This is a genomic window from Polaromonas sp. JS666 (genome assembly GCF_900103405.1).
In the GTDB taxonomy this organism is placed as follows: Bacteria; Pseudomonadota; Gammaproteobacteria; order Burkholderiales; family Burkholderiaceae_C; genus Polaromonas.
Map to the genome: position 1 here is coordinate 71,275 of NZ_FNHX01000007.1, position 16,155 is coordinate 87,429.

At 66.6% G+C, this 16,155-nt stretch carries 11 protein-coding genes; 5 read left to right on the forward strand and 6 right to left on the reverse strand.

Annotation, left to right across the window (positions count from 1 at the left end; all coding sequences use genetic code 11):
• Positions 1 to 129: 129 nt before the first annotated feature.
• The 6 genes from BLQ85_RS17585 to BLQ85_RS17610 form a co-directional block, all read right to left on the reverse strand.
• Positions 130 to 939: a sugar phosphate isomerase/epimerase family protein gene (locus BLQ85_RS17585; RefSeq protein ID WP_074578744.1), complete on the reverse strand. Its 810-nt coding sequence runs from the start codon at positions 937 to 939 to the stop codon at positions 130 to 132.
• A gap of 4 nt (positions 940 to 943) precedes the next feature.
• Positions 944 to 1,738 carry an amino acid ABC transporter ATP-binding protein gene (locus BLQ85_RS17590; RefSeq protein WP_083336900.1) on the reverse strand — a complete coding sequence of 265 codons (795 nt, stop codon included), beginning with the start codon at positions 1,736 to 1,738 and terminating at the stop codon, positions 944 to 946.
• A gap of 21 nt (positions 1,739 to 1,759) precedes the next feature.
• A complete protein-coding gene (locus BLQ85_RS17595) occupies positions 1,760 to 2,593 on the reverse strand; it encodes a transporter substrate-binding domain-containing protein (protein WP_074578746.1) in 834 nt (277 codons plus the stop codon).
• Positions 2,594 to 2,644: 51 nt separating this feature from the next.
• Positions 2,645 to 3,292, reverse strand: a complete 648-nt coding sequence (locus tag BLQ85_RS17600) for an amino acid ABC transporter permease (RefSeq protein WP_371327307.1) — start codon at positions 3,290 to 3,292, stop codon at positions 2,645 to 2,647.
• Between the two features lie 10 nt (positions 3,293 to 3,302).
• Positions 3,303 to 3,971, reverse strand: a complete 669-nt coding sequence (locus tag BLQ85_RS17605; RefSeq protein ID WP_074578750.1) for an amino acid ABC transporter permease — start codon at positions 3,969 to 3,971, stop codon at positions 3,303 to 3,305.
• Positions 3,972 to 4,052: 81 nt separating this feature from the next.
• Entirely contained in the window at positions 4,053 to 5,102 is a 1,050-nt protein-coding gene (locus BLQ85_RS17610) for a Gfo/Idh/MocA family protein (RefSeq protein WP_074578752.1), read from the reverse strand.
• 112 nt (positions 5,103 to 5,214) lie between these two features.
• On the opposite strand from BLQ85_RS17610, the gene BLQ85_RS17615 reads away from it, so the two are divergent.
• The 5 genes from BLQ85_RS17615 to BLQ85_RS17635 all read left to right on the forward strand — a co-directional run bounded on the left by BLQ85_RS17615 (position 5,215) and on the right by BLQ85_RS17635 (position 16,144).
• Positions 5,215 to 6,141 carry a LysR substrate-binding domain-containing protein gene (locus tag BLQ85_RS17615; RefSeq protein ID WP_074578754.1) on the forward strand — a complete coding sequence of 309 codons (927 nt, stop codon included), beginning with the start codon at positions 5,215 to 5,217 and terminating at the stop codon, positions 6,139 to 6,141.
• Positions 6,142 to 6,515: 374 nt separating this feature from the next.
• On the forward strand, positions 6,516 to 7,496 hold the full coding sequence (locus tag BLQ85_RS17620; protein WP_254806470.1) for an alpha/beta fold hydrolase: 981 nt from the start codon (positions 6,516 to 6,518) through the stop codon (positions 7,494 to 7,496).
• A gap of 126 nt (positions 7,497 to 7,622) precedes the next feature.
• Positions 7,623 to 10,670 carry a ShlB/FhaC/HecB family hemolysin secretion/activation protein gene (locus BLQ85_RS17625; RefSeq protein ID WP_254806471.1) on the forward strand — a complete coding sequence of 1,016 codons (3,048 nt, stop codon included), beginning with the start codon at positions 7,623 to 7,625 and terminating at the stop codon, positions 10,668 to 10,670.
• Positions 10,671 to 10,680: 10 nt separating this feature from the next.
• A complete protein-coding gene (locus tag BLQ85_RS17630) occupies positions 10,681 to 14,595 on the forward strand; it encodes a beta strand repeat-containing protein (protein WP_074578758.1) in 3,915 nt (1,304 codons plus the stop codon).
• The gene (locus BLQ85_RS17635; protein WP_083336907.1) at positions 14,582 to 16,144 is read left to right on the forward strand and encodes an argininosuccinate lyase; all 1,563 of its coding nucleotides are present in this window, start codon (positions 14,582 to 14,584) and stop codon (positions 16,142 to 16,144) included. Before BLQ85_RS17630 ends, BLQ85_RS17635 begins: the two co-directional genes overlap by 14 nt.
• Positions 16,145 to 16,155: the final 11 nt, after the last annotated feature.

Here is a 16,155-nt window from a genome sequence, read left to right on the forward strand (position 1 = left end):
AGCGGTGGTTTCGATAACCTCGGCTACGGTACGTTGACGTTTAGCCTGCGCCGATGGTCCTCACAGGTGAGTAGCGGCAAGGCAAAGGTCTTGTGCAGGGCAAGCGCCCGCCGCGCCTCATCCCGCGATTCACCGCGACGGCCGCCAGGACTTCAGCAACTCCCGCGACGCGGCGCAGGCCCGCGCGGCGCGCTGCGGCAGTCCCAGTTCCGGATGGGTCTTGCCGGCCGGTGCTTCCACCGACAAGGGGATATCGGCGGGCAAGGCATCCAGGTAATCTTTCAGGGGCAACTCGCCTTCGCCCGGAAACAAACGTCCCTGGCGCGCTTCGTCGGTGATGCCGGCGTCGGTCGGGTCCTTGAGCGGTGCGTCGCAAAGTTGTACCGAACCGAGCAGGGCGGCGGGAATCTCGCGCAGCATGGCGGCCGCCCCCCCGGACCGGTACAGGTGCAGCATGTCCACCAGCAGCCTGCCGTTGGGCCGCGCCGCGCGCGTGACGATTTCCAGCGCCTGCGGCAGCGTGCCGACGATGCGAAAGCGCATGAACTCCAGGTCCACGCCGAGGCCGACGCCGGCGGCGAGGTCGCACAGCGTGCCGAAGTTATCGGCCAGGCGGCCGAAGTCCGTGTCGTCGCCCGAGACGCTGAGCCGCCGCGCGCCCAGCTCGGCGGCCAGCGCCACGGTGGCCGCGTAGTCGTCCACGCGCAGCTGCGGCGCAACCGAGAGGAACTCCACGTCATGCACGCCGACGCCGGCATCGGCCATGCGGCGGCGCCATTCGATGACCGTGGGCCGGCTCAGCGGGTAACACAGGCCGCCGGGTACGGCGGGAAAAACGCGTAGGCCGACCTTCTGGTAGCCGGCCTGGGCCGCGAGGTCGAAGAAGGCCGGCGGCGCCGCGTCCAGCACGGTGAGATGGGCAAGTGACAGTGGAATCATGGTGCTATTTGTGGAGGATCTGGCCGAGGAAGTCGCGCAGCCGTTCATGCTGCGGGTTGGTGAAAAATACCTCGGGCGGCGCCTGCTCGACGATCTCGCCGCGGTCCATGAACAGGACGCGGTCGGCGACGCTGCGCGCAAAACCCATCTCGTGCGTGACGCACAGCATGGTCATGCCTTCTTCGGCCAGTCCAATCATGGTGTCCAGCACTTCCTTGACCATCTCCGGGTCCAGCGCCGAGGTCGGCTCGTCGAAGAGCATGATTTTAGGCGTCATGCACAGCGCCCTGGCGATCGCTACGCGCTGCTGCTGGCCGCCCGAGAGCTGCGCCGGGTACTTCTTCGCGTGTTCGGGTATGCGCACGCGCGCCAGGTATTTCATCGCGATGGTTTCGGCCTCGGCCTTGCCGGTGCCGCGCACCTTCATGGGCGCGAGCATGCAGTTCTCCAGCACCGTGAGGTGCGGGAACAGGTTGAATTGCTGGAACACCATGCCGACCTCGGCGCGCACCGCGCTGACGTTCTTCGCGCCGGCGCCCAGGTCCATGCCGTCGACCATGATGCGGCCCTTCTGGAAGGGCTCCAGGCGGTTGATGCAGCGTATCGTCGTCGACTTGCCCGAGCCCGAAGGCCCGCAGATGACGATGCGCTCGCCCCTGCGCACCGTCAGGCTGACGTCGTTCAGCACCTGCGCCGCGCCGAACCACTTGCTGACGCCCTCCATCGTGATGATGGTTTCCTTGCCGGCGGCGCGCGGCACCGCGTGGTCCGGCGCGATGCCGGAATCCCTGGAGATCATGATGCTCGCTCCGCTGTGCAACTACTTCGCCACCGCGGCGGGCAGGGCGGCTTCGGTCTCGCCGGAGGCCGGCATGTCGGTGCGCATCTCCTGCCCTATCCATTTCTTGTAGAGCGCGCCCAGCTCGCCGCTGGCGATCTTGCGCGCGATGAAGGCGTTGATGTAGTCCGCCCATTCGCGCTCGCCCGGCCGCACGGCCGCGCCCTGGTAGCCGCGCGCCACCACGAGCTTGATGTCGTATTTGCCGGCGCCCGCGATCTGCGCGATCGAGCCGAGCTGCGTGTGCGCCGCGCCGGCCAGGTCCACCTGGCCCGACAGCAGCGCCTGCACCGCGGCGGCATCGTCGTCAAAACGCTGGACGGTCGCGCCGGAGTTCGCCTTGGTCATGGCCGAATCCTGCACGCTGCCGCGCGGCACGCTGATGCGCAGGCCCTTGAGGTCGGCATAGCCCTTCATCGCCGGAAGCGATGTCTTGCCGATCAGCACGGTCTCCAGATAAGAGTAGGGGCGCGAGAACAGCACCACCTTCTGCCGGTCGGCCAGGATGGTGACGACCGCGGCCAGCACGTCCACCTGCCCGGTCAGCAGCGCCGCCGTGCGGTTGGCCACCGTCACCGGCGTGAACTCCGGCTTGACGCCGAGGTCCTTGGCGAGCATTTCCGCGAACTCGATGTCGTAGCCGGTCAGCTTGTTGTCCTTGTCGCTGAAGCCCCAGGGAACCTGGGCCACCTGCGCGCCGACCTTGAGCACGCCGGATTTTTTGATGTCGGCCACTTTCTGCGCATGCGCCAGGCCGGCCAGGGTGAGTGCGACGGACAGGGCGATCAAAGTGCGGCGGGTGAATTGTCGAATCATGGTTTGTCTCCTCTAATGAATGCGGAAATCCGCGGGTCTTGCGTGATGGGATCAGCCTGCGGCGGCAAAGCGTTTTTCCAGCCGCGCGCTGTAGCGCGACAAGGGAAAACAGATCGCGAAGTAACACGCCGCAACCAGCCCGAAAGCGAGCAGCGGCTTGTAGGTGACGCTGGAGACCAGCTGGCCCGAACGGGACAGCTCGACGAAGCCGATGATGGCCGCGAGCGAGGTGCCCTTGATCAGCTGCACCAGGAAGCCGACGGTGGGCGCAAACGACATGCGCAGCGCCTGCGGCAGCACGATGTGGCGCATGCGCGTCCAGTAGCAAAGGCCCAGTGCGTCCGCTGCTTCCGACTGCCCGCGCGGCACGGCCTGGATGCCGCCGCGCCAGATCTCGCCCAGGAAGGCACCCGCATGCAGTGTCAGCCCCACGGCCGCCGCGACCCAGACATTGACCTTGAAGCCGAACACCGGCAGGCCGTAAAACACCAGGAACAGCTGCAGCAGCATGGGCGTTCCCTGGAAGAAGTCGATGAACACCCCGGCCGCCACGCGCAAGGCTTTCACCGGCGCGGTGCGGGCGAGCGCCACACCCAGCCCGGCCAGGCCGCCGCCCAGGAAGGCGATGGCCGAGAGCTGCAGCGTGGCCCACAGGCCGCTGGCAATGACCCAGAATTCAGTGAGTGTGAAGTCGCGAATCATGGCGGCCTCAGCGGGTGGGGTAAGAAAAGTAGAAGCGGTCTATCAGCTTGAAGACCGTCGAGAAAACCGTCGACATCGCCAGGTACAGCAAGGCGGCGATGATGTAGACCTCAAAGCTGCGGAAGGTGTCCGAGTCGATGTTCTGGGCCACCGAGGTCAGCTCCTCCGCGGAGATGGAGGAGACGATGCTGGTGGTCAGCAGCAGCATCACGAACTGCCCGGCCAGCGAAGGGTAGACCGTGCGCAGCGCCGGCTTGAAGACGATGTGGCGAAAGGTCTGCAAAGGGTTCAGGCCTAGCGCGGCGCCGGCCTCGAACTGGCCGCGCGGCACTGACTCAATGCCGGTGCGTATGATCTCGGCCGAGAAAGCACCCAGGTTCAGGCTCAGCGCCGCCACCGCCGCGGTGTTTGGCGTCAGGCTCAGGCCCAGCGAGGGCAGCCCGAAAAAGATGAACAGCACCTGCACCAGGAAAGGTGTGTTGCGCACGATCTCGATGTAGCATTGCGCAACCCAGCGCAGCGGCGTCGCCGTGGAGCGCTTGCCGAGAACGGCCAGCAGGCCTATGGCCATGCCTATCGCCACCGCGACCGCCGAAAGCCGCAGCGTCAGCCAGCAGCCCTGGGCGAATTGTTCCCAATGCGGTAGCAGCACCGCGAAGTTGAAGCTGTAATTCATGTCTGTCGCTCTTGTCTCGTGAATAGGTCTTTTGGTGAACCGACATGGGCGCGCCAACCCGGCGCCCTCGGGCTTGGCTTTCTAGGCCGGCAGCGAAACCGCGCTCCCCGTCTTTGCCGCCTGCGTCACCGCCAGCGTCGCTTCCAGCGTGCGGAAGCCGTCCTGCGCCGAACACACGGGCGCTTCGTGGCCTTCGATGAGCGCGGCGAAATGGCGTATCTGTTCGGTGTAGGGGCAGCCGATGTGCAGGGCGGTGCGCTCCATGGTCAGCGGGTCGTGCCAGCCCTGGGCCGGGCCCTGGTCCTGGCGGTAGCGCCAGACTTCCAGGCGCGGCAGGGTCAGCGAGCCTTCCGTGCCTGAATAGAAATGCGCGTTGATGTCCTGGCGCGGGAAACGCTCCGCCTCGCCGGCGGCCAGGTCCCAGTTCCAGGGCGCGGCCGCCGTGTCCGACACGGTGACCGTGCCCAGCGCGCCGCTGCGAAAGCGCAGCGCGACCACCGCGGTGTCCTCGACGCCAAAGCCGCGCACCGCGCTGGAGGCCAGTGCCTGCACGCTGTCGATTTCCCCGTAGAGATGGCGCATCAGGTCGATGTCGTGGATCAGGTTGATCAGGATGGGGCCGCCGCCCGGCTCGCGGCGCCAGGCCACGTCGAAGTAATCGCGCGGCTTGAGCCAGGTGCACATCACCGTGGCGCTGACCGGCCGGCCCAGCGTGCCGGCGGCCACGATGGCCTTGGCCTTGCGCATGATGGGGTTGTGGCGGCGCTGGTGGCCCACCAGCACCGGCAGCCCGGTGGCGCGCGAGGCTTCGCAGATGCGCCGCCCGTCGGCCAGGGTGTCGGCGATGGGTTTTTCGACCAGCACCGCGGCGCCGCGCTCCAGGCAGTCGACCGTGATCTGGGCGTGCGTCACATTGGGCGTCGCGACGATCACGCCTTTCGGTTGGGTCGCGGCCAGCAGGCTTTGGTAGTCGGGAAAGCAGGGCACGCCGATGGAGCGCGCGAAGTCGGCGGCCGCCGGTGTCGGGTCGGCGATGCCGGCCAGTTTGACGTCCGGGCTTTTGAGCGCGCGGTCTATATGGGTCATGCCGATCAGGCCGGCGCCGATCACGGCGATAGGAAGTCTGCTCATGGGTCCTTTTCTGGATGGGGGCTGCTGTTGAGGGGGAGTCTAGTAACAACAAAAATATCTACAATCCGCAAATAGTTGAGTCGTATTCAACGAATTGTTGATAATCAAGGCCATGGACCTGAAGGATTTGCACGTGTTCTGCGAGGTGGTGCGCCGCTCAGGCTTTGCCGCCGCTTCGCTGGAGATAGGCACGACGCCGGCGCACATCAGCAAGCGCATAGGCATCCTGGAGGCACAACTGGGCGTGCGCCTGTTCCACCGCACGACGCGGCGCGTGGTGATCACCGAAGATGGCGAGCGCGCCTACCAGTGGGCGCGGCGCATCCTGGACGACAGCAACGCGATGTCCGAGGCCTTCAGCAGCGCCAAGAGCGAGCCCTCGGGCCAGCTGCGCATCGCCACCAGCCAGCGCCTGGGCCGCGAACATGTGGCGCCCATACTGTCCCTGCTGGGCACGCGTTACCCCCGCATCGAGGTCTGGCTCGAACTGCTGGACAGGCGCGTGGACCTGGTCAGCGAGAACTTCGACCTCGACATCCGTGTCGGCGAGCCGGCCCAGCCGCAGCTGATTGCGCAGCGCATGGTGGAGAGCTGGCGCATCTTGTGCGCCTCGCCCGAGTACCTGGCGCGGCGCGGCCACCCCAAGTCGGTGGCCGAACTGGCCGAGCATGAATGCCTGCTGTACCGCGAGCGCGAGCAGCCCTTCGGCACCTGGCGCCTGACAGGGCCCAAAGGGCCGGAGTCCGTCAAGGTGACCAGCCGCTTCAGCTCCAACCACAGCGATGTGGTGAAGGGCTGGAGCGTGGACGGCAAGGGCATCTGCCTGCTGTCGATATGGGATGTTGCGCAGCCTTTGCGCGACGGCCGGGTGGTGAGGGTGCTGCCCACACACCACGAACCGGCCGACGTCTGGGCCATGACCAGCACCCGCTCGGCCGGCTCGGCCAAGGTCAGGGTCTGCGTGGAGTTCCTCAAGGAACAGCTGGCGCGGGGGCCGCACGCGCTGCAAATAGGCGCGCGCTCGTCACGGCCAGCCTAGGCTGCGAACAGGGGCCCCGGGCGGCCCCGCTGGCCGGGCGAGGGGAGAAAAAGCTTCTTTTGGATACTTTAAAAGTATCAAATAGCCCGAATTAAGATATTTTACATGCTGCACATGCGTTCCTAGAATCGCGCCAAACAGCCGTGGTTTGCAAGTTGTTACAGCTTGCTTTCCCGGTAGCCGGACAAAAAGGTCGTCAAGGAAACGCTGGATTTGCAGTCCATTTGTGACGCGTAGGCGGGGAAGCCGCCATAGCGCACAAGGCGTGAAGCCGTGTCGATCTCCGTATTTTTGACAAGCGGGGTATGGGCATGACGTGTGTTCGCAATCGATGGTTACAAGTTGTCGTGGCAATGGGCCTGGCTTTTCTCTGCGTGCGCCTTTTCGCTGCGGCCGACAAAACCGCCGGCGAACTGCCCAAGGAGCAGGTGATTGACCTGGAAAGCGCGGGCGCGGCCTATCCCTTTGCGGTCTATTCCAACATCGACCTGCGCCGGCCTGACCCCGGCATCCGGCGCGCCGTGGTTTTTGTGCATGGCGTGCAGCGCGATGCCGACCGCTACTTCGGTGTGGGCCTGGGGCTGCTGCAGGCCGCGCGGCTGGACGCCTCCAGCACTGTGTTGCTGGTGCCGCATTTCCTGACGGCTTCTGACCCGTCGCCGGACGGCAGGATTCCGCTCTGGCGCGGCGGCAACTGGATGCAGTGCCAGGAGTCGCGCGGCAAGGAGGCCATCAACTCCTGCGGCGTGCTCGACGATATCGCCCGTTACCTGAGCGCGGACAAGCGTTTCCCCGTGCTCAAGGAAATCGTCTTCATCGGCCACTCGGCCGGCGGGCAGCTGATGCAGCGCTATGCCGTGCTGAACAACAGCGAGGAGGCGCTGCGCAAGGCGGGCATACGCGTGCGTTATGTGGTCTCCAGCCCGTCCTCTTATCTGTACCTGGACGCCAACCGTCCCGAGGGCGAGGACTTCAAGCCGGTGAACAGCATCCTCTGCCCCGGCTACAACAACTTCCGCTACGGCCTGGGCAACATGGTTCCCTACGGCCAGGGCCTGGACGGCGAACAGCTGTTCAAGCGTTATGCGGCGCGCGAGGTCCTTTACCTGGTGGGCGCGCAGGACAACGACCCGGCCTACGAGTCGCTCGACAAATCCTGCGGCGCCGCCATGCAGGGCACGGACCGCCTGAACCGGCACAGGAATTACCTGCGTTACGAACAATTTCTGGCGCGCAAGTGGAGCACGCCCGTGGCGCGCGCCGTCATGGTGGTGCCTGACGCGGGCCACGAGGCGGCCGATATTTTTGAATCGCGCGAGGTCGCCGCAAAAATTTTCCCGGCCGCCGGCCACTAGCCAAGAGCAGGGAGAGCACAAAAACACACAGGGACCAACAGGGACGCACCGAAATACAGGCACACGAAGAAAACACAAAAGAAGCCCCCACGGCGCGCACACAACAACAAGACAGAAAACGAACACATGATGGAATCCCCACGCCTTGCCGCGCCCCGGCGAAAAATCCTCGCATCGCAGATCTGCGCGATGCTGGCCGCCGCGCCCTTCACCATGCCATGCGCCGTCCACGCGCAAACGCCGCCCAGCGCCGGCACCCTGTTCGACGCCAACCGGCAGCAGCTGTCGCCCGCGGAAACCAGCGGCGCGCCGGCGGCCGTGCAGCGCCCCGCGCGCATCGAAAAAGAGACCGAAGGCAGCGATGAGGGCCAGGGCCTTGCCGCAGGCGGGCCGGGCGTGCAGGTCACCGGCTTTGTGTTGAGCGGCAACCGGTCCCTGCCGGCTTCCGAGTTGCAAGGCCAGTTGCAGGAATTTGTCGGCCGCGAGCTGGACTTCGCCGGGCTGGGCAAAGCCGCCGCCAAGATCACCGCCTACTACCGCGCGCGCGGCTACCTGGTGGCGCGTGCCTACCTCCCGGCCCAGGAAATACAGGGCGGCATGGTCGCCCTCGGCATCCGTGAAGGCGTCATAGGCCGGGTGGTGGCCGAGCCTGACGCCAATGTGCGACTGGACCCGGCGCTGATAGGCCGGCACCTCGCGGGGCTGCAGCCGGGCGAGGTGATCCAGGAGAGCGACCTGGAAAACACGCTGCTGCGCCTGTCCGACATCGCTGGCATGACGGTCAAGGCGGTGCTGCGACCGTCGGCCGAGCCGGGCGCCACCGACGTCATCGTCAAGCTCAGCGAAATGAGCGCGATCACCGCGCGCGTGAGCATAGACAACGGCGGCAGCTTTTACACGGGTGCCAATCGCCTGTCCGCCAGCCTGAGCCTCAACGACGCGCTGGGCATGGGCGAAAGCTTCAGCCTCAACACACAGCAAACCTTTGAAGGCCTGCGCATCGCCGGCGTGGGCTACCAGCAGCCCCTGGGCACGACGGGCCTGACGGTGGGCGCGAACTTCGCGGGCCTGCAATACAACATTGGCAAAAACCTCAAGGAGGTCCAGGCCAGCGGCGAAGCCCGCATCAGCACGCTGTTCCTCAATGCCGCGCTGCTGCGCAGCCGGCGCGCCAACGTCAATGCCTCGCTGGCGGCGGAATACCGGCATTTCCAGGACACCACAGGCGGCACCACCGTCGACAAATCCGCCCATGTGCTGAGCGCGGGCCTGTCCGGCGACTGGCGCGACGATTTGACCGGTGCGCCGGCCAGCAACAGCTGGAATGCACGCGTGGGCATGGGCCACCTGAAAAAGGAAACCGCCAACGACGCAGCGCTGGACCGCTTCACGGCCAATGCGGCCGGCGACTACAAAAAACTCAACCTGTCCTATAGCCGCCTGCAGCAGCTGGGTGGCGGCTTCTCGCTGCTGGGCTCCGTCAGCGCGCAGTACGCCGACAAGAACCTGGACGCATCGGAAAAAATGAGCCTGGGCGGCTCGAACGGCGTGCGCGCCTACCCGGCCGGCGAGGCCGCGGGCGACCAGGGCATGCTGGCGCGGCTGGAATTGCGCAAGAACCTGGGCGTCGTTGGCAACGCGGTGGTGGAAGGCGCGCTGTTTGCCGACGCGGGGCGCGTGACCATCAACAAAAAGCCCTGGGACGCCAGCGAGAACCGCGCCAGCCGCTACGGCTACGGCGTGGGCCTGAACGTCTACCACAAGGACCTGGTGTTCAATGCGAGCTTGGCGATGTCGCCCGGCGTCAACCCGACCAGCGAACCGAAAAGCGCGCGCCGCCTGTGGCTGTCGGTCTCGGGGTCGCCCCAGGCCTTCACCGGCCTGGCCTCCAGCAGCAGCGGCGGCAACCGGGGCGAGGACTTCGAGGAAGCGCAGGACGGCATGCTGTTCTACGGCTCGCTGGGCATCGTCCCCGAATATGTGAGCCGCTCGGGTTCCACGCCCGCGGCACCCGCCGACCAGAGCAAACTGGCCACGCCCAACGGGCGCAATATGTCGGGCTTCTGGCGCGCGCGCGACAACGTGTCCTACGTGGGCGCGCGTGGTGGCATCCCGATTTACGAGCATTGGAAGCTGCTGTGGCAGCTGGAGCTGGGCTTGTCGCTGAGCGCGGGCGCCGCCGGTGTCGATGCCTCGCCGGACTGGACGCACAGGCAGGAACTGCGCAACACCGGCGTGGCCGTCGCCCATCCCGACGCCGGCACCGCGATGTACGGCAACTGGGACATGCCGCTCAAGGAAAGCACAACTTCCTTCGATCCCTTCGGCGCCACCACCAGCGCGGCCCACTACAACATCATCGGCTCGCCGGGCTTTGCCACCAGCATCACCCGGAATTCGGGCCCGGTGGGCACGGCGGCGGTGAACAACAACGACGATGCCGCTTTCAACCGGCGTCAGGCCGGCGTGTACGGGTACTGGACGCCCAAGATGGGGGGCTTTCAGCTCAAGCTGGCGTATTCGAACAACGGCATGAAGGCCGCGCCCGACGTGGACACCGGCTACCTCTACGGCGGCAGCCTGTCCTATGAGAACGGCGGCTTCTCCGCCGTGGTGGCGGCCGAGCAGCACATCAACTACTTCGGCATCGCCAGCCTGGGCCGCAACGCGCGCGGCGTCGGCACCAACACCCACGTCACGCAGGGCACCACCTCGGACGACTACAGCGTGCGCTACGGCGTGGCCTACGACTTCGGCGACACCAAGGTCTCGCTGATTGCCGACGAGTTGCGCTACGCCGAATCCGGCGTCGTCAACACCAGCGTCACCTCCAGCGACATGTCCAGCTACCGCCGCCGCGCCTACATGGTCGGCGTCACCCACAAGATCGGCGCCTGGCAGCTGCGTGCCAGCCATGCCAAGGCCTTCGCGGGCGACTGCACCATGATTTCCGGCAACGGCGTGAACTGCTCGACCGAGGGCATGGGCGCGACCTCCCAGGCCATCGGCTTTTCCTACAACTGGAGCAAACAACTGAGGATCTTCGGCCAGTACGTGGTGCTGCGCAACCAGCCGCTGGCCAACTACAACTACGCCGTCGCCGGCGTGTTCGGCACCTCCGGCGTAGGCACCACGATTCGCGCGATCGGTGTCGGTATCAATTACACATTCTGAGGGGCTCGCCATGACGCACCAACCTTCCCCGGCTTCTTCCATTCATGCGGCGCGCAAAAGCCGCCCGAGGCTGACGCCGCTGACGGCCGCCATGCTGTCGGCGCTGTGCAGCATCTACCCGCTCCGGGTATACGCGCTGGACCCTGGCGCGCTGCCGACCGGCGGCCAGGTCACGGCCGGCAGCGGCAGCATCAGCCAGAGTGGCAACGTGATGAACGTGGTGCAAGGCAGCGACCGCATGGCCGCGACCTGGAACACCTTCAACATCGGCAGCGCGGCCAGGGTCAATTTCGCACAGCCTTCGGCCTCCTCGGTGGCGCTCAACCGCGTCACCTCCAGCGACGCCTCGCAGATCATGGGCCAGCTCAATGCCAACGGGCAGGTCTACCTGATCAACCCCTCGGGCATCCTGTTCGGCCAGGGCTCGGCCGTCAACGTCGGCGGCCTGGTGGCCAGCTCGCTGAACCTCTCCGACGCCAATTTCATGGCCGGCAACCACCGTTTTGAAGCCGATGGCACGGGTGGAGCGGGCGGCGCCGTGATCAACCAGGGCAGCATTGTCGCGGCCGACGGCGGTTATGTGGCACTGCTGGGCGCGCAGGTGCGCAACGAGGGCAGCATCACGGCCCGCCTGGGCAGCGTCATGCTGGGCGCCGGCGAAAAAGTCACGCTGGATTTCAACGGCGACGGCCTGATCAATATGCAGGTCAGCGACCCCGCGCTGGGCGCCAGCGTGGTGAACCAGGGCCTGCTCAAGGCCAACGGCGGCGTGATTGTCATGTCGGCGCGCTCCGGCGACGCACTGCTGTCCCATGTGGTCAACAACGAGGGCGTGATCGAGGCGACCAGCCTGCAGCGCCGCAACGGCGCCGTGCTGCTCGACGGCGGCGGCGCGGGTGTCGTCGCGGTGAGCGGCCGTGTCGACGTCTCGGGCCGCGGCGCCGGCGAAACCGGCGGCACTTTCAAGGCCCTGGGCCAGTACGTCGGTGTGTTTGACGGCGCGCGCATAGACGCCTCGGGCGACGCCGGCGGCGGCACGGTGCTGGTCGGCGGCAACTACCAGGGCAGCGGCACCGAACGCCAGGCCGTGGGGACTTTCATGGGTGAAGGCGCCCGCATCCAGGCCGACGCGATCAGCAGCGGCGACGGCGGCAAGGTCATCCTGTGGTCCACCGACAGCACGCGCTTTCACGGCGGCATCACCGTGCTGGGCGGGGGCCAAACCGGCAGCGGCGGCCTGGTCGAGACCTCGGGCCACAACCTGGAAGCGACGGGTTCGGTGGATATCAGCGCGGCCTCCGGCAAGGGCGGTACCTGGCTGATCGACCCCTACAACATCAACATCACGAGCACGGCAAGCGTCGGTGCGACCGGGAGCTCGCCCTTCACCTCGAGCGGCGCGGCCAGCTCCAACCTGAGTTCGGCCGTGCTCAATGCCTCGCTGTCCGAAGGCGCCAACGTGATCGTCCAGACCTCCGCCGTCGGCGGCACCTCGGGCGACATCAACGTGCTGGACAACGTCAAGGGCGTGGGCAATGCCTCGCTGACGCTGCAGGCGCACCGCAACATCATCATGGGCAGCCGCACCATCTCCAACGGCACCGGCAAAAGCCTCAACGTTTCGCTGGTCTCCAACTACGGCGATACCGGCAATGGCTCGGTGGCATTGACAGGCAGCACCATCACCACCAACGGTGGGGCCATCACCATCAGAGGTGGCAGCAATCCGCTGACCGGCTATGCCGCCACCAACCAGAGCGGCGCCTCTGGCGTGGCGATCACCGGGGGCACCACGCTGAGCACCAGCGGCGGCAACATCACGATACGCGGCGCCTCCACATCGACAAGCTCCAGCAGCAGTGCGGTGAATATCTCCGGCTCCACGCTCAATGCCGGCGGCGGGAACATCTCCATCCTGGCCAACGTCGCCAGCGCCAGCGCGACTGGCGACGCCTTTGTGCTCACCGGCGGCAGCAACGTGCAGACCAGCGGTGCCGGCTCCATCACGGTGGACAGCACCAACCTGGGCAGCGGCAACGGCACGCGCATCTTCAGCACCAACAACACCCTGGCCGCCAGCGGCTCCGGCAACCTGACGATCAGCGGCAACGCGACTTCCGGCTTCGGTGTGCTGATCTGCTCGACCGCCAGCACCTCCTCGCAACAGCTCACTGTGGGCAGCGGCAACCTGACCGTGCAGGCCAATGCCAACGGCTTCGCCGGCGCCGGCCGCGGCGTCTACCTGGCGGCCTCGGGCAACGGCGGCGTGGTGCTCAATGCCACGGCCGGCGGCGCCATCACGCTGGGCGGCAGCAGCACTGGCAGCTACGGCACCGTGCTCAATTCGACGGGCCCGGGATCTTCCATCAGCATCTTCTCGGACGGCGCCATCACGGTGGCCGGCAACACCTCGGGCGGCACCACGCCCGCGCTGGGGCTGCTGAGCTCCGGCAGCGGCGCCAGCGCGGCCACCGCTTCCAGGGTCAACATCAGCAGCACGGCCGGCGCGCTCAAGCTGTTGGCCAACAACAGCGTGGTCAATCCGACCACCGGCTCGTTCAAGGCCGTGTCGCTGGATGCCAGCGGCAGCTACGCCAGCATCAACCTGGGCACGCAGTCGGGCGCGCTGACGCTGGACGGCACCAGCTATTCGGGCCGCGGCGTCGACATCGCGCCCTCCGGTGCCAATGCGGCGATCAACATCACCACCGGCAGCGGCGCCATTGCCGTCAACGGCAACAGCACCAGCAGCTTCGGCGGCTACGGCATCTTCCTGAACTCCACCGGCAACTCGAACGGTGTCAACGTCAGCACCGTGAGCGGCGACATCACCTTCCGCGGCGACTCCATAGGCACCTCGGACGCCATTTCCCTGGGCGGCAGCGCTTCGAGCACCAACTCGGTCAACAACATCGCCTCGCAGGGCGGCAACATCACGCTGCTCGGCAACTTCCACTCGCCGAATGTCGCCGAGCTGGACCATGGCATTGCGATCCAGAACGTCGCCAACCGCATCCAGACCACCGGCTCGGGCAACGTGACGCTGGTTGGCAATGCCGCCGACCAGGGCAACGGCGTCAGCATTTACGGCGGCGGCAAGGCGCTGGTCAGCGTCGAGAACGGCGCGCTCGCGATCACCGGCAGCAGTGTCTACGGTGACGGCGTGGGCGTGCTGACCGGCAACAACGTCATACGCGCCACCGGCAGCGGTTCTGTGAGCGTGGCCGGCAGCTCCAGCTACGGCAGCGGCGTCACCATCTACCCTTCGACGGCGACCAGTTCCGCCGCGATCTCCACGGTGTCGGGCAAGCTCTCGGTCACGGGAAACAGCGGCCCGGCCTCCACCGCGCCGGCGGTGCTGCTGCGCAGCGCGGCCTCGGGCGCCGCCAACGGCGTCAGCATCACCTCGGGCAGCGGCGACATCGACATCCAGGCGACGACCGCAGGCTCCGGCGAGGGGCTCTCCATTGTCGGCAGTAGCACCAATGCCTTCAATACCGTGAGCACGGGCGGCGACGGCAGCCTGCGCGTTTCGGGTTCAGGCGGCAGCTACGGCGTGCGCATAGACGGCGGCACCAACAAGCTGCAGGTGGAAAACGGCCTGCTGCTCATCAGCGCCAGCGCGCCCAATGGGCAGGCTTTCAGCCAGTCCTCCGATGTCACGACGATTGCCGCCACTGGCTCCGGCACCGTGCTGCGCAGCCTGGGCGGCACCATCAGCAACAGCCTGACCAGCGCCGCGTCGGCAGGCGCCACTGCCGCGCTGCAGACTGAAATGGCCGGTGGCGACTGGATGGCACCGCTGGCGGGGGACACCCCGGCGCCGCCCTCCGGCGCCGGCACGGACAGGCTCACCATTTCCGTGCTGTCGCCAGGCGCCGATCTCAATGCATCCGCCGCGGGAAAAGACGATGCGACGCCTTGAACCTGTGCCCGCCGCGGCGGCGACCATCCGCTTCATGCCGCCGCGCCGCACCGGGCGGCTGGTGCTGCTTGCGCTGCTGCTGGCATTGCTGTCCGGCGCGGCCGTCGCCGCGGACAAAACCCCCGGCAAGGCCGAGCACGACAATTTTCATTTCCTCGGCGAAATGAACAAGGCCTCCACCGTGATGGTGGTGGAAACCCGAATCGTCCCGCCCGAGCTGGGCAAAAAAATCGCGCGAGCGGTCGACCAGGTGATCCGGGACGGCAACCAGCCGGGCGCCAAGCGCCCGGGGGACTACCTGCAGTACGAGCCGCTGATCCTGGCGCTGGCCGGCCCCGACGGTTCGCGCATGCATTCGGGGCGCAGCCGGCAGGACATCCTGTCCACCACACGGCGCCTGATGCAGCGCGAGCGCGCGCTGGCCCTGATGGCCGCGATGACCCAGTCGAAAGCGCAATTGCTGGCCGTGGCCGAAAAAAACCTGGACACCATCGTGCCGGCCTATACCAACGGCGTGCAGGCCCAGCCGACCACTTATGCGCACTACCTGCTGGCCTTCGCCTCGGTCTTCGGGCGCGACAGCGCGCGCCTGAAGGATGCTTATGCGCGCCTGAACCTGAGCCCGCTGGGCGCGGGCGCGCTCGGCACCTCGAGCTTTCCGGTGAACCGCGAGCGCCTGGCGGAGCTGCTGGGTTTTGACGGCGCGCTGGAAAACTCCTACGACGCGGCGCAGCTCGGCGCGCTCGACACCGGCGTGGAACTGGTGGGCCTGTGCAGCAACGCGGCGCTGATGATGGGCGTGCTGGTGCAGGACATGCACACCCAGTACCACCAGGCCGCTCCCTGGATCACCCTCCAGGAAGGCCGGCTCACCGGCACCAGCAGCATCATGCCGCAAAAGCGCAACCCCTATGCCCTCAACACGCTGCGCTTGCAGGCCAGCGAGGTGGTGGGCCGCGCCTTTACCTACCAGCTGGAGGCGCACAACGTCACGCCCGGCATGCCCGACTACAAGCGCGACCAGGTCGAAAAAACCCTGGAGCTCACGACCGATGCCTTTGTGAAGCTGGCTGAGCTGATGAACAACCTCGTCATAGACCGCAGCCGCGCCCTGCAGGAAGTCGAGGCCGACTATTCCACCACCACCGAACTGGCGGACATCCTGCAGCGCGATTCCGATGTCCCGTTTCGGGTCGGCCACCATTTCGCCTCGGAGCTGGTCAGCCACGGGCGCGCCCACAAGCTCAAGCCCGCCGAGATCCCTTTTGACGTCGTCAAGCAGCTGTACACCGAAGCGGTGAAAGCCTTTGACTTCCCGCGCACGGATTTCCCGCTCACGCAGGAACGCTACCGGACGGCGCTGAGCGCGCAGAACATGCTGGCCTCGAGCAAAGGCCTGGGCGGCCCGCAGCGTGCGGAGACCACCAGGATGCTGGCGGCCGAGAAGCGCCGGCTGGACCAGGACGCAGCCTGGCTCAAGGCGCAGGAAGAAAAACTCGCGCTCGCCCAGCAGAAGCTGGACCGCACTTTTTCCGGGCTGTTCCAGTGAGCCTGGTGTCG

What these genes read in the sequence shown, in the direction of transcription:
- BLQ85_RS17610 (WP_074578752.1), bottom strand. Translation starts at nt 5,102, where the DNA reads ATGAGCAGACTTCCTATCGCCGTGATCGGCGCCGGCCTGATCGGCATG.
- BLQ85_RS17585 (WP_074578744.1), bottom strand. Translation starts at nt 939, where the DNA reads ATGATTCCACTGTCACTTGCCCATCTCACCGTGCTGGACGCGGCGCCG.
- BLQ85_RS17590 (WP_083336900.1), bottom strand. Translation starts at nt 1,738, where the DNA reads ATGATCTCCAGGGATTCCGGCATCGCGCCGGACCACGCGGTGCCGCGC.
- BLQ85_RS17630 (WP_074578758.1), top strand. Translation starts at nt 10,681, where the DNA reads ATGACGCACCAACCTTCCCCGGCTTCTTCCATTCATGCGGCGCGCAAA.
- BLQ85_RS17625 (WP_254806471.1), top strand. Translation starts at nt 7,623, where the DNA reads ATGATGGAATCCCCACGCCTTGCCGCGCCCCGGCGAAAAATCCTCGCA.
- BLQ85_RS17595 (WP_074578746.1), bottom strand. Translation starts at nt 2,593, where the DNA reads ATGATTCGACAATTCACCCGCCGCACTTTGATCGCCCTGTCCGTCGCA.
- BLQ85_RS17635 (WP_083336907.1), top strand. Translation starts at nt 14,582, where the DNA reads ATGCGACGCCTTGAACCTGTGCCCGCCGCGGCGGCGACCATCCGCTTC.
- BLQ85_RS17605 (WP_074578750.1), bottom strand. Translation starts at nt 3,971, where the DNA reads ATGAATTACAGCTTCAACTTCGCGGTGCTGCTACCGCATTGGGAACAA.
- BLQ85_RS17615 (WP_074578754.1), top strand. Translation starts at nt 5,215, where the DNA reads ATGGACCTGAAGGATTTGCACGTGTTCTGCGAGGTGGTGCGCCGCTCA.